Consider the following 14180-nt stretch of genomic DNA (forward strand, 5'->3'; position numbering starts at 1 on the left):
TGTTCCATGAGGAGACCATGCGATGAATAACGAGGTGGATTATCAGCTGGAACTGGATCAGATCCGTGCGATCTGTGGGTATGATTTGATGGCGCTCGCGCTCGTGGAACCAGCCGAATACCACTATGTAATCAAGTGGAAATATGCCTCCGGCAATCTGAATGAGCGGTTCAGGGGAATTGTCCTGCAGAGCGGACGCGGCATTGCCGGGATGGTGTTCAAGACAGGCAAGCCGTTTATGTTATCGTCGGTCCATGAGGATGTGCCGCAGGATGCTCTGTTTAACTATCCCATTATACGGACCGAACAGCTGACGAGCATCGGTGCGGTGCCTGTCTGGAATGATGCACGGGTAGCCGGTGTGCTGCTCGGCGGATTCCGGGATGAGCAGCGCGTAACCCGGCAGGGCATACAGACATTGCTGGAACTGACTGCGCGCGGTATTGGCGAGCTGAACGGAAAGGAGTTTCTGCTGAATTGAGCCTATCACGAAATACAGAGCAGCTGGATACATTGATGCAAAAGCTGTATACCAACAGTACGGAAGCGATGTTTTTCTTTAACCGTCAGGGAAAGGTACTGGCGATGAATCCGGCCGCCGAACAGATTGTAAGTGACGATGTGCTGGAGCAGCTGTATCAGGGCAAAGCCCAGGCGATCTGCGGCGTCTGCCGTGGTTATATGAGCGACACGGAGCTGCGTACCTGTCTGGCGTGTTATTTTACAAGTCCGGGATCGGAGGAATTCTCTTCGTTCCAGGTCTATCTGGATACGCGGGATAAGGGCATGGTCCCGTATGCCGCGACCTACCATACGATTGATCGGGAGAGCGGAATCTACGTATTCATGCTGCGCGATCTGACCCGCCAGTTCAAGACCCAGGAGAAGTTCTACCAGAACAAAATGATGAAGCATGTGATCGAAGCGCAGGAGAATGAACGCAAGCGCATATCGAGAGAGCTGCATGACAGTGTGGCTCAGGAGCTGATGAGTGCAGTGATCGACCTGCGTGTACTGAAGTACATGACTACAGATGAAGAACTGCTTAAGAAAATGAAGCAGACCGAAGCGTCGATGACCCGTCTGCTGGATGACATACGCAATCTGGCGGTCGAGCTGCGTCCGGCAGCGCTTGATGATTTTGGACTGGAGGCGGCATTTCGTTCCCATTTCAAAAAAATCAACGAAAGCTACGGATTCACCATTCTGTTCGATTCCGATCTGGAGCAGCGCCGTTACAGCAATGAACTGGAGACGGTAATCTACCGGATCGGTCAGGAAGCGATCCTGAATGCGCTCAAATATGCACAGGTTGACATGATCCGTGTCACGCTGCAGGACAAGGAAAATCTGCTGCAGCTGATCGTGGAGGATGATGGAGCAGGATTCAATCCCGGGGATGCACCGACAGGCACGGGTCTTGGTCTCTATGGAATGCAGGAACGCGCCGAACTGGTCGGCGGGCATGTTAATATATTTTCTGCGGCAGGCAGGGGAACCCGGATTGTCGTGGAGATTCCTGTACACGCCCAGCCGCAGGAGCAGTGAGGTGAACATACGATGAAGATTGTAATCGCGGACGATCATGCGATTGTCCGGAGCGGGTTTGCAATGATACTTAATTTTCAGCCGGATATGGAAGTGGTGGGGACGGCGGCAGACGGGATCGAAGCCTACATGATGGTCGCCAAGCATCAGCCGGATCTTCTGCTGATGGATCTCAGCATGCCGCCGGGAGAAAGCGGGCTGATCGCCACCGGCAAGATCAAGGACGATTACCCGGACACCCGGATTCTGATCCTGACCATGCACGATGACGAAGAGTACCTGTTCCACGTCCTGCGCAACGGCGCCTCCGGCTATGTACTCAAAAATGCACCGGATGAAGAACTGCTGCTCGCGATCCGTACGATCCACGAGGGAGGCACCTATATCCACCCCAAACTCGCCACCTCCCTCGTACGCGAATTTGTCAAAAATGATACCAGTGCGGGCAGCGAAGACGTCTACGAACTGCTATCCCGCCGCGAACTGGAGATTCTGCCACTGATCGCCAAAGGCTACGGCAACAAGGAAATCGCCGAGAAGTTATTCATTTCCGTCAAAACGGTGGAAGCACACAAAGCCAAGATTATGGAGAAGCTTAACTTCAAGAGCCGCCCGGAGCTGGTGGAGTATGCATTGAAGAAGAAGATTCTTGACTTCTAAAAGTGACTACAGCTGCTGCACATGAAGCTGCCTCCTTGCGAGGCGGCTTTTTTGCGTTGTGCTGTTTGTGCTGTCCTGCAGTACAGCGAATGGAATAGGTTTAGCTCATGCGCTTGAGAATTGGATTATTCTCGGAGCGCTTGATGCTCATCACCTAATGCCCCACTCAGGGATTCCCGCATCATGTACAGGGGACTCCCCTATATCCTCTTGATAACCGCAGGTCATACAATGAAGAAGCATACAGGACAGCAACATAGCTTCTATTAATGTAACGAAACATAAGTGAAAGGTGAGTTGGATGATCAAAAAACTACAGCTATCCTTACAAACAATGAATCTGGTGCTCGGATTTATGGTGTGGGTGATTATTTCGTCACTGATGCCTTTTATCCGGGAAGATATCAACATTCCGGCCGGAAGTCTGGCGATGGTCACCGCAATACCGGTTGTACTCGGTTCGATTTTGCGGATTCCGCTTGGATACTATGCCAATATCGTAGGGGCACGGATCATCTTTATGATCAGCTTTATTCTGCTGCTGTTCCCGGTATTTTATATCAGCCGGGCAGATTCTATGGCCGATCTGATCATCGGTGGATTGTTCCTTGGGATCGGCGGGGCTGTATTTTCGGTAGGGGTTACCTCGCTGCCAAAATACTATCCAAAAGAAAAGCATGGACTGGTGAACGGGATCTACGGGATGGGCAATATGGGTACGGCGATTACGACGTTTTCCGCGCCGGTTGTCGCGACCCAGATTGGCTGGCAGTCCACCGTACAACTGTACATGATTTTGCTGGCTGTTTTTATCGTGCTGAACTTCTTCCTCGGTGACCGCCGTGAGATTAAGGTGAAGACGCCGATTATCGAGCAGATCAAGGGTGTATACAAAAATGAAAAGCTCTGGTTTTTCTCGCTGTTCTACTTTATTACGTTCGGTTCGTTCGTAGCCTTTACGGTTTATCTGCCGAACTTTCTCGTTGCCAATTTTGATCTGTCCAAAGTCGATGCAGGCGTACGTACCGCAGGCTTTATCGCATTGGCGACATTTCTTCGCCCGGTGGGCGGATGGCTCGCTGACCGTTTTCAGCCGCTGTTTCTGCTGATCGGTACGTTTGCGATGTATACGATTGCCGCGATTGTACTGGCATTCTCGCCATCGATTGGTCTGTACACGATCGGCAGTCTGGCCATTGCCGTTAGTGCCGGTATCGGCAACGGCGTTATTTTCAAACTGGTACCGTTCTATTTCAACAAGCAGGCCGGTATTGCCAACGGGATCGTGTCTATGATGGGCGGTCTGGGTGGATTCTTCCCGCCGCTAATGCTGTCGGCTATCCATGGCATTACCGGGCAGTATTCGATCGGATTCATGCTGCTGTCCCAGGTGGCACTGGCGAGTCTCATTATCGTGGTCTGGATGTATTATCAGGACAAGCTTACGCTCGTATCTGAAGTATTCGATTCCACGGCTCAGGGCATTCTGGTTACCGATCCGGATGGCCGTATCAAGACGGTTAATCCGGCATTTATCCGGCTGACCGGTTATGAAGCTGACGAAGTGCTCGGACAGCGGCCAAGCATCCTCAAATCGGGCCGTCAATCCCAGGACTTCTACAGCAAAATGTGGTCCGAGATCAAACAGCACGGAATCTGGCAGGGCGCCATCTGGAATAAACGAAAAAATGGCGAAGAGTATGTGCAATGGCTCAACATCAGCGTCGTCAAGGATGAGACGGGCGAAGATGTCCGCTATGTCGGTACATTCAGCGAACTGAACGAGCAGCAGCTCAAGGCATAATGGGATGACGGATTGCAAAGGATGGACCTCTTTATCAGGGCGTGTATGCTCATTCCATTTGAAAGGAGTGAGTGAAATCTAGATCGATCAGCATATCACTGCTCTGTCTGTCAAAAGGGTCCGTTTTCTGCCTTGCTGCATGCCCATTCTTGTTCCATTATTCACATTCAAAGTATCAACAACATTAGAGAGTTAACAGACCTATTCATCATTTACTATGAAAAGAGGGAGAGCCCTGTGAGTATTCGCCAGTTGACTGACGCGCTAAGCCGTCCGGTCCGCGATCTGCGTCTATCGGTTACCGATCGCTGTAATTTCCGGTGTGCTTATTGCATGCCCAAAGAATTGTTCGGAGACGATTATGCGTTTATGCCGCGCGCCGAACTGCTGACGTTTGAAGAGATGAGCCGACTGGTGAGCCTGTTCACAGGGCTTGGTGTACAAAAAGTGCGCCTGACGGGCGGTGAGCCGTTACTGCGCAAAAATCTGGATGAGCTGGTAAAGGAAATCCATACCATCCCCGGTGTGCAGGATATCGGACTGACTACCAATGGACTGCTGCTCGGTCAGCATGCCGAAGCGCTATATCATGCGGGGCTGCGCAGATTGAATATCAGCCTGGATGCGCTCACCCCATCCATATTTGGTCAGCTGAATGGACGCGGTGTACAGCCGCAGCATATTTTGCGTCAGATCGATTATGCCCGTTCTCTCGGCTACCGGATCAAGATTAATATGGTTGTCCAAAAGGGAGTCAATGAGAATGAGATCCTGCCAATGGCGGAATATTTCCGTGAACGTGGCATTACCCTGCGGTTTATCGAATTTATGGATGCTGGCAGCGGCAATGGCTGGAGTTATGAGAAAGTGGTCACCCAGGCAGAGACTTTGCAGCAGCTGCAGAGCCGTTATGAACTGGTGCCCTCCAAACATACTATCTATGGTGAAGTAGCGAACTATTACCGCTACCGTGGTACCGATACGGAAGTCGGCTTTATCACCTCGGTATCCAACTCGTTCTGCTCCTCATGTACGAGGGCACGTCTGTCATCTGACGGCAAACTGTATACCTGTCTGTTCACGACCAGCGGCTATGATCTGCGTCAGCTGCTGCGCGGCGGGGCGGATGATGAAGAGCTGCAGGATATCATCGCCGATATCTGGGAACACCGGACCGATCGGTATTCCGATCTGCGAACGGCTCATACATCCTCTTCCTGCCGTCGAATCGGCATGTCTTACATTGGAGGTTAACGAATCAACAGGAGGTAACCACAATGAACCGGTATATTCCCAATCAGCATGGGGCATGGGCGATGCTCATTCTGCCTTTTCTGCTGGGACTCAGTATCTCCGACAGTCACTGGCTCCATCTGCCGCTGTTCCTCTGCTGGCTGGTCATGTATCTGTTCAGCTATCCGGTACTGCAGTGGATCAAGACGGGACGCAAGGAAAAATATCTCCGTCCGGCAGCGCTATATGTAGCATTGCTGATCCCACTGGTAGCAATAGTCATATGGCATCAGCCAAAGATGCTGATGTATGGCGCACTGCTGCTTATTTTCTTTGCCGTGCCTGTCCACTATGCGCGGAGTCGTAATGAACGTGCATTATTCAATGATATTGTGGCGATCGTGCTGTTCAGTTCCTTTATCTATCCGGTGATCTATATTAGCGGTACACCGGACTGGGCAGCGGCAAGCAGACTGTTTCTGCTGTTGGTGCTGTATTTTACAGGTACGGCGTTGTATGTAAAGACAATGATTCGGGAGAAAAAGAATCCGCGCTATTATTATGCATCATGCCTATATCATCTGCTGCTGATTATACTCGCCGGATACTGGAATCTATGGCTCTCTATTCCTTTTGCCGTCTTGTTCATCCGTGCTGGCTATCTGCCGCGGCTACAGCTGCGCGCCAAGCAGGTTGGCATAATCGAGATCGCATTGGCAGTAATGGTCTATCTGTCGGTCATCTGGGTGAACGGATATACAGGAATGGTGCGCTATAGCTTATCGATTTTACAGACTTTGCAGAATTGACAGGATACGCTGATCTCCGATCCCCGGAGCACCCGGATAACGAGAGTCTGTGAAATGATGTGAAATAATACGTATACAGAGAAAGGACAGGAACAGCATGATGCCCGTTCAAGCACGCAATTATCATGAGAATCCATTTATCGTTATCTGGGAAGTGACCCGGGCCTGTGCGCTGAAATGTCTGCACTGCCGTGCCGAAGCCCAGTATCACCCGCATCCCGACCAGCTCAGTCTGGAGGAGGGCAAGCAGCTGATTGATCAGATCAGCGAATTGGATCAGCCGCTGTTTGTATTTACCGGCGGAGATCCGCTGATGCGTCCGGACCTGTATGAACTGGCCCGCTACACGATTCAGGAAAAAGGTCTATCGCTGTCAATGACACCAAGTGCCACTCCACGAGTGACACGCAGTGCGGTGGAACAAGCCGGTGAAGCCGGGCTGTCCCGCTGGGCATTTAGTCTTGACGGTTCATGTGCCAAAATTCACGATCATTTCCGTGGTACACCCGGTTCCTATGAACGTACGATGCAGGGTATCCACTATTTGCAGGAGCTGCATATCCCGATTCAGATCAATACGACGGTATCGCGCTATAATCTGGACGATCTGCCGCAGATTGCAGAGCTGGTGGAACAGATGGAAGCCGTACTGTGGAGTGTCTTTTTCCTGATCCCGACCGGCCGTGGTATGGAAAAGGATATGATTACCCCACAGCAGCACGAAGAAGTGATGCTGTGGATGTATGAACTGCAGCAGCGGATGCCATTTGGCGTGAAAGCGACGGAAGCGCCGCATTATCGGCGTGTGGTTTTCCAGCAGCAGAGTCAGCAGCACCTATCGTCATCATCGACAGATGAGATTTTTCGGCAGAATCAGAAGTGGAATATGCCGCCATCTTCGCCGGGTGAACGGTCCGGACAGCCCGGCAGCCGCAGCAAGCACCGTGATATGCTCGGCCGAGCACCGCAGGGAGTGAATGATGGAGACGGGTTTGTATTTATCAGTCATACGGGAGAAGTGTATCCGAGCGGATTCCTGCCGCTGAGCTGCGGCAATGTGCGGGAGCAGCATCTGTCCGATATTTACCGCTATGCTCCGGTAATGCAGCAGCTGAGAGACAAGTCCCTGCTCAAAGGCAAATGCGGCGTCTGTGAATTCAGACAATTATGCGGCGGATCGCGGGCAAGAGCCTATGCGCTTACCGGCGATTATCTGGAAAGCGACCCATACTGCAATTACCAGCCGGCAGCCTGGACAGGAGGAGAAGTACAATGAAGCAGTCATCCACGAAGAAAATTGTCGTGCTGGGCGGGGGGATCACGGGCCTGAGTGCTGCCTATTATGCCCACCAAGCCGCGGTACAGCAGCATATACCGGTAGAGATCACGCTGGTCGAGAGCAGCAGCCGGCTCGGCGGCAAGATACATTCGGTGCAGTCCGGCGGATTCCTGATCGAAAAAGGCCCGGATTCCTTCCTCGCCCGCAAGCAGCCGATCCTGGATCTGACGAGCGATCTGGGCATGGAGGAGCAGCTCGTACCGACCAATCCCAAAGCAGGCTCCGCCTATATTTTGCACAAGAAAAAGCTGCACCAGATGCCAATGGGACTCGTCCTGGGCATTCCGACGCGAATCAGCCCCTTTATCCGCACCGGTCTGATCTCTCCGCTGGGCAAAGCCAGAGCGGTGCTCGATATGGTGCTGCCTTCACGGAAGGCGGATGAAGACGAAGCGCTCGGTGACTTTATCGAACGCAGACTCGGTCGTGAAGTGCTCGAACAGATGACCGAACCGCTGCTGGCTGGCATCTACGCCGGAGATACACGGTCGCTCAGTCTGCTGTCCACGTTTCCCCAGTTCAGACAGATGGAAAAGAAGCATCATAGCCTGATCATCGGCATGGCGCGAAATATGCTGCGCCGGCCTGCTAGACATGCATCTGCCCAGCCAAACAAGGCCGCAGCTTCCGAGCATCGTCAAGCCTCGGCAAATCCATCATCATCCGGTCCGCCCCATGCCAAGCCAAAAGCAACAAGCATGTTCCTGTCCTACCGTCATGGATTATCCGCTATCATCGACAGGCTGCAGGAGCAGCTGATTCGTGATCAGGTGAATCTGCGGATGGAGCAAAAAGTGGTGCAGATTACTATAAATGAGTACGCCCATGCGATAGCAGAGCCACAAGCGACCATGGATCAGATGGGAGCAGGCAGTCATCGCTATAATCTTACCCTGAGCAATGGCGAACAGCTGTCTGCAGACAGCATCATCTGTACGATACCTGCCTATGCAGCAGCCGAGCTGTTCCAGGACGTGCCGGGGATCTGTGAACTGAATCGGATTCATTATGTATCGGTAGCGAATATCGCACTCGGCTACAAGCACCATCAGCTGCAGCATGAGTTCGAGGGAACCGGATTCCTCGTTCCTCGCAAGGAGAAACGGATGATCACCGCCTGCACATGGTCGTCTACCAAATGGCATCATATCGCACCGTCAGACCAGACTCTGCTGCGTACCTATATCGGACGCGCCGGAGCCGAAGAGTGGATCGATATGTCCGATGACCAACTGGTGCAGGCAGTGCGCCATGATCTGCGCGATCTGATCGGATTCGATGCCGAGCCGGATCTGGTGGAGATCAGCCGCTGCTACCGTTCGATGCCACAGTATCCGGTAGGGCATGGGGAACTGATGGACAGAGTCAGAGCGTCCCTTGCCGCACATTTGCCGGGTATCGTATTATGCGGTGCCGGCTATGGGGGCATCGGTATCCCGGACTGCGTACAGCATGGACGGGAAGCAGCCGAGCAGATTGTTAGCCGATTGGCAGCGAACTGATCGGGGATGGCAAGGCTAAAATATGGATAATGGATATGCCAGGACTGCAGTTCATCAGAGCTGCAGTCTTTTTGTGTATGGATTTATGGATTGTATCATCAGTGAGTTACAAGTATAGGATGGATGTGAAACGGGATACAGAAACTGATACGGCTCTTATTATTGTTGTGCTGTAGATAGGGGATAACATTTGGTATGATGAAGAAGCAGGTCATAGTATCTGTTTATAATATAGTAAGACAAGATGATATAAGGAAATGAAGCAAAATGCTGGAACTCATATACCTATAAAGAGGAGACTGAACCTATGAGCAACAACTTCGGAAATGTACATGTCCAGATTCATGATTTGCAGCAGCTGCTTACCGCTTTGGAGGACATGATTGCAGATCAGTCTGTTTACCAATGGAGAAGAACTAACCGGGTATACCTGGTGCGATCAGAACAAAGATGAATACGAAATTGTAGAAAGAGATCTCGATATCAGCATACTCACGCAAATTTTTGGATATGAATACGGAGCAGGTCTACAGCATATAGCGGAATTATCTGAACAGGAAGGGGCGCTGGATCAGCTTGAAGAGTTACTGCAGCTTCCGTTAAGAATCAGTTCGGAATTCTATGCTGATGATAAAGAAAAGCTGACAGCCCAGTTCGCCGAGTTCAAATGGCCTCAATTGGATACATAAAAAGCTTTACCATCTAGCTGAGATGTATTAATGAATATTATCCCCCGCATTTGACCGAACTTGGCAGACCGCAGAGCGAGTTATCATCATTACACATGATGAAACTATCCAGAGCTATCGTGCTTTTTTCGGTGAACAGAGTCTGACAAGAGATGATTTTCTTGGTGAAGCGGGAATATACAGATTGAACATATAGATTTAGAGAGAAGAGAAAGAAGCTATATAGAATTGAAAGAAAGGAGAGGATGGTCATTAGAAAACTAGGTATGGTTTGCTTTGGCATACCGGCAGGAGATCTTACTTTTACCAGCGATTATTCCATCATATACAAAGTACATAATGAGGAGTATACCGTCCAAAAACTGCCGTCATTAATCTTTATCCAGCCATCGGCTGCTATCATACCTTTTCATAGAGTTTCTTTTGCAAATGCGGATATGTATTTGCTAACTCCGCAATATGATGGTGACCATGAGCTTGTATGCTATGCAATCGCGATCGATCTACAGTCTAATAGAGCGATTCCACTGCAGTTTATAAATCAAAATGGAGAGCCGGAAGTCATGACTTACAGCAGCCGAACGATGCCTGTCATCGAAAATGAACAATTGATAGTACAACCGGGTATATCCGGTGGCTCCTCCGAACAGCAATCCAAAAAGAAACACTACAAACTGGATATGCGCAAAGGTGAGCTTATTGAACAACCATAGCTTCAAGACATAACTTTGGATAGATCTGATTATTGGCTGTACGAAGAATGAAATGAAATTCTGCTGTTTTGTTATACATGCAAATGGCAACCTTAGACAAACGCGGTAAAACTCCATTTAAAAAGCACTCTATCAACGATACTACCGGATATCACCGGTGTATCAGCGAATAGAGTGCTTTTTCATAACCATTCAAATGGGGCAGACATCGGTTCATTGCTTAATTGGCTGCCCGGCTGACTGCCTTCGTAATATAAAGGCCTCTCCTGATAACAGATCAGCTGTTGATCGAGCCAGTCTGACCATCGTTTTTGGCAGCTTCATAATTGCCGGAACCCACACGCTCGCGGATTTCATCTTCCGTCAATTGTCTGGCGACAGGCTGGGTGGGGATCTCGGTGACTCCATCGGCAAGCTCTGCACGTTCTACCCGGGCGAATCCTGCATTGGCATTGCGTCCGATCGCTTCGCGTTCTTCCCGGCTGGTCACTTCCACTTTTTCCGGATCATTGGCCATGGGTATACCTCCTCCGTAATGTAAACAGGTCTATTTACCATTACCCGCTGATCTGCAGTGAAAATCAAACCTCCATAAACATCCGCATGTCATCTTCCACAGTCGTAATGCCGCCGATGCCGAACTTCTCGACCAGCACGTTTACCACATTGGGTGAGAGGAAGGCCGGCAGGGTAGGGCCAAGGTGAATATTTTTGACACCGAGATAGAGCAGAGACAGCAGGACGATAACGGCTTTTTGCTCATACCATGCGATATTGTAGGAGATCGGCAGATCATTGATATCTTCCAGGCCAAATGCTTCCTTGAGCTTGAGCGCGATCACGACGAGCGAGTAGGAGTCGTTGCATTGACCCGCATCGAGTACACGCGGGATGCCGCCAATCTCGCCCAGATTGAGCTTGTTGTATTTGTATTTGGCACAGCCGGCGGTCAGAATGACTGCATCCCGTGGCAGCTCCTCAGCGAACCGGGTGTAATAGCTGCGGGACTTCATCCGTCCGTCACAGCCTGCCATAACGAAGAAACGCTTGATTGCACCGGTCTGTACCGCATCCACAATCTGATCGGCTACATTCATGACCGCTTCATGGGCGAATCCGCCGACAATCTCACCAGTCTCCAGCTCTACCGGCGGCTGACAGTGACGTGCCTGTTCGATCAATGCAGAAAAGTCCTTGGGTTGTCCATCCGTACCATCCGGAATATGCTGCACACCCGGATAGCCGGTATTGCCTGTTGTGTAGATACGATCCATATAGCTGGCTTTTGGCGGTACAATGCAGTTGGTTGTCATCAGGATCGGTCCGTTAAAGGATTCAAATTCGCTTGTCTGCTTCCACCAGGCGTTGCCGTAGTTGCCGACGAAATGATCGTACTTTTGAAAAGCGGGATAATAATGTGCAGGCAGCATCTCACTGTGAGTGTACACGTCAATACCCGTTCCAGCTGTCTGCTGGAGCAGCTGTTCCATATCATGCAGATCATGACCGCTGATCAGAATGCCCGGACGCTGGCCGACACCGATATTTACCTTGGTGACCTGTGGGTGACCATATGTGCTTGTATTGGCCTGATCAAGCAGGGCCATCGCGTCGACGCCATATTTGCCGGCTTCCATTGCAAGCGCCAGCAGCTCGGGAACACCGAGGCTGTCGTCCAGGGTGGCGGCCAGCGCCTGACGCATAAATTGATCGATTCCGTTATCGACATAACCGAGATGGTCCGCGTGATACGTATAGGCCGCCATGCCTTTCAGTCCGTAGGTCAGCAGCTCACGCAAAGAACGCACATCCTCATCTGCTGTACGCAGCACACCGATATGGCGGGCTTTCTGATCCAGTTCTTCTTCGGTATACCCGCTCCATACCGCCGCATCCGGCAGCTGAACAGATTCGCTCATGGATGCACCAATACAGGTCTGCCAGAATAAATAAACTTCATTGCGCAGAGCCAGTGCTTCATGAATTTTGGCAATAAAAAAGTCGCGGTCAAAATTGGCGTTGGTAATGGTTGTGAACAGACCGTCTGTGATCATCAGGGAAATGCGGCGGTTCAGTTCATCGGTCAGCTGAATATCCCGGCTGAGATAAGAGATGCCTTTGATCGTATAAATGAGCAGATCCTGCAAGTTCGCCACATCATGCAGCTTGCCACAGACGCCTTTAATGGTACATCCGGTACCTTTGGAAGCTTCCTGACATTGAAAGCAGAACATGGATGGCTGGGATTCGATGGTAGCTGTAGGGTTGATTGTCATTGAGTATTACCTCCTGAGATGAATTGTCTCGCTGCAATTCAAGCTTATATATCCAGCATAATCGCTCATCGGAGGCTGCCTTGTGATTACAATCACTTATTCAAAATTAAATAGGTGTAATTTGGAATATATGGCGGATGTGTGTATTTACATCTGTTATTTAATGGAATTGGCCATTCAGCTGCAGGTGAACATCAAATGCTAAAACACAATCCAGCTTGCTGCTTACCAAACGAATGGAACAAGAGAAGATCAAACGGCGTTTCCAACGCATATCGTATTTGCAGGCGAAATATTACAATAGCCAAGAAACTGCCTTTAATGCCAAGGCGGTTTTTAACATTTGTTTCTTATTCTTTTGCCACTGACGATAATACACACAAGCCACTTTCATTAATTTCAATCCACCTTCAGATTATCCTGCACCATCCGGATGAATTCCTTGGCTGCTACCCCGAGAAACTTATCAGTCCGGTAAATGATCCCGATCTGCCGGGTTGGTGGATAATCGCTGATTTTGATCAGCCTCAGCGTCGGATCATTGAGTGAATTGGACAATGAATAAGGCTGCAGACACGCGCCGACATTCGATTTGACGAATCCATACAGGGAAGATGCAGTGGATGTCTCTACGATAATATTCAGATTCATGCCTTTCTCCCGGCAGTGGGTCTCGATCAGCTCTCTGGCTTTGAAGCCTTTGGGATAGGCGACCAGCGGCAGTCCGGATAGAGTCTCCAATGACACAGACTCCTGACCGGCCAGTTCATGCTCCTCCGAGACAACCAGTACAAATTCTTCCTTGTACAGCGGGGTAATAATAAGTCTGGGATCAGTAAATTCAATCAGTGTAATCCCGATATCCACCACATTATTGATAACCATATCGGCTACTTCAATCGCCGAAGAGATCTTGAGATGAATATTGGGGAACTGATGATGGAAATCAATCAGAATCGGCGTAATCCGGTAATCCAGCTCGGCAGCCATGACGCCGACGACCAGATTGCCGCCGTTATACTCGCGCAGCCCATTAATCTCATCATAAGCATCCTGCAGCTTCAGCAGAATACTGCGTGCCTGCCGCAGCAGGATAAACCCGGCTTCGGTAATCGTAATTTTTTTGCCGATACGATCAAACAGCAGTGTACCGAGCTCTTCTTCCATGGTACGAATCTGAATACTGAGCGTAGGCTGGGTAATGCCCAGTCGCTCGGCAGCCTTGGTAAAATGCAGCTCTTCGCAGACGGCTACAAAGTATTCCAGTTGTCTAATCTCCATAGCTAACGCTCCTTACAATTTATAAATGGTAAACATCCGAATTTAATTATCATTGCCTGTGACTATGATAGTAAAATAAAGCATTAATTACATCAATACAACCAATATATCATTTTTGCCTGCTGTATAGCTAATGTAAGCGTTATGAATGGTATAATCACATTTCAGAAAATAAGATAAAATTTGCGTACATATATATTATTGATAGTTTTTAACTATGATAAGATTATTTATGATAGAAAATATTCGCAAAAAACCTTTACAATATGTCAAAATGATACTATTATTAAACATATGATCAATGAAGCTTACGAAAAGTAATAATA

Annotated in this window: 13 protein-coding genes; 10 read left to right on the forward strand and 3 right to left on the reverse strand. The window is 49.7% G+C overall.

Features of this window, described 5'->3' with window-relative positions; translation table 11 throughout:
• The first annotated feature begins 22 nt into the window (after window positions 1–22).
• The 10 genes from M1D61_RS10520 to M1D61_RS10565 all read left to right on the forward strand — a co-directional run bounded on the left by M1D61_RS10520 (window position 23) and on the right by M1D61_RS10565 (window position 10297).
• Window positions 23–481, forward strand: a complete 459-nt coding sequence (locus tag M1D61_RS10520) for a GAF domain-containing protein (protein WP_458122286.1) — start codon at window positions 23–25, stop codon at window positions 479–481.
• The gene (locus tag M1D61_RS10525; protein WP_458122287.1) at window positions 478–1548 is read left to right on the forward strand and encodes a sensor histidine kinase; all 1071 of its coding nucleotides are present in this window, start codon (window positions 478–480) and stop codon (window positions 1546–1548) included. Before M1D61_RS10520 ends, M1D61_RS10525 begins: the two co-directional genes overlap by 4 nt.
• 12 nt (window positions 1549–1560) lie before the next feature.
• Window positions 1561–2208, forward strand: coding sequence for a response regulator (locus M1D61_RS10530; protein ID WP_458122288.1), 648 nt, complete (start codon window positions 1561–1563; stop codon window positions 2206–2208).
• A 301-nt stretch (window positions 2209–2509) separates the two neighbouring features.
• Entirely contained in the window at window positions 2510–4012 is a 1503-nt protein-coding gene (locus M1D61_RS10535; RefSeq protein ID WP_458122289.1) for a nitrate/nitrite transporter, read from the forward strand.
• Window positions 4013–4249: 237 nt separating this feature from the next.
• A complete protein-coding gene (gene moaA / locus M1D61_RS10540) occupies window positions 4250–5266 on the forward strand; it encodes a GTP 3',8-cyclase MoaA (RefSeq protein ID WP_458122290.1) in 1017 nt (338 codons plus the stop codon).
• Between the two features lie 23 nt (window positions 5267–5289).
• Window positions 5290–6054 carry a YwiC-like family protein gene (locus M1D61_RS10545; RefSeq protein ID WP_458122291.1) on the forward strand — a complete coding sequence of 255 codons (765 nt, stop codon included), beginning with the start codon at window positions 5290–5292 and terminating at the stop codon, window positions 6052–6054.
• 97 nt (window positions 6055–6151) lie between these two features.
• Complete coding sequence (locus tag M1D61_RS10550; RefSeq protein ID WP_458122292.1) at window positions 6152–7330, forward strand: TIGR04053 family radical SAM/SPASM domain-containing protein; 1179 nt, start codon at window positions 6152–6154, stop codon at window positions 7328–7330.
• Complete coding sequence (gene hemG, locus M1D61_RS10555; RefSeq protein ID WP_458122293.1) at window positions 7327–8895, forward strand: protoporphyrinogen oxidase; 1569 nt, start codon at window positions 7327–7329, stop codon at window positions 8893–8895. Before M1D61_RS10550 ends, hemG begins: the two co-directional genes overlap by 4 nt.
• Window positions 8896–9278: 383 nt before the next feature.
• On the forward strand, window positions 9279–9584 hold the full coding sequence (locus M1D61_RS10560; RefSeq protein WP_458122294.1) for a hypothetical protein: 306 nt from the start codon (window positions 9279–9281) through the stop codon (window positions 9582–9584).
• 245 nt (window positions 9585–9829) lie between these two features.
• Window positions 9830–10297, forward strand: coding sequence for a hypothetical protein (locus M1D61_RS10565; RefSeq protein ID WP_458122295.1), 468 nt, complete (start codon window positions 9830–9832; stop codon window positions 10295–10297).
• 277 nt (window positions 10298–10574) lie between these two features.
• Here the strand turns inward: M1D61_RS10565 and M1D61_RS10570 are convergent, their stop codons facing one another.
• From M1D61_RS10570 to M1D61_RS10580, 3 genes are all read right to left on the reverse strand, one after another.
• On the reverse strand, window positions 10575–10814 hold the full coding sequence (locus M1D61_RS10570; protein WP_458122296.1) for a hypothetical protein: 240 nt from the start codon (window positions 10812–10814) through the stop codon (window positions 10575–10577).
• 64 nt (window positions 10815–10878) lie between these two features.
• Complete coding sequence (gene hcp / locus M1D61_RS10575) at window positions 10879–12573, reverse strand: hydroxylamine reductase (RefSeq protein WP_458122297.1); 1695 nt, start codon at window positions 12571–12573, stop codon at window positions 10879–10881.
• 399 nt (window positions 12574–12972) lie between these two features.
• Window positions 12973–13854, reverse strand: coding sequence for a LysR family transcriptional regulator (locus M1D61_RS10580; protein WP_046214081.1), 882 nt, complete (start codon window positions 13852–13854; stop codon window positions 12973–12975).
• Window positions 13855–14180: the final 326 nt, after the last annotated feature.

Source organism: Paenibacillus sp. Z6-24, assembly GCF_054161335.1.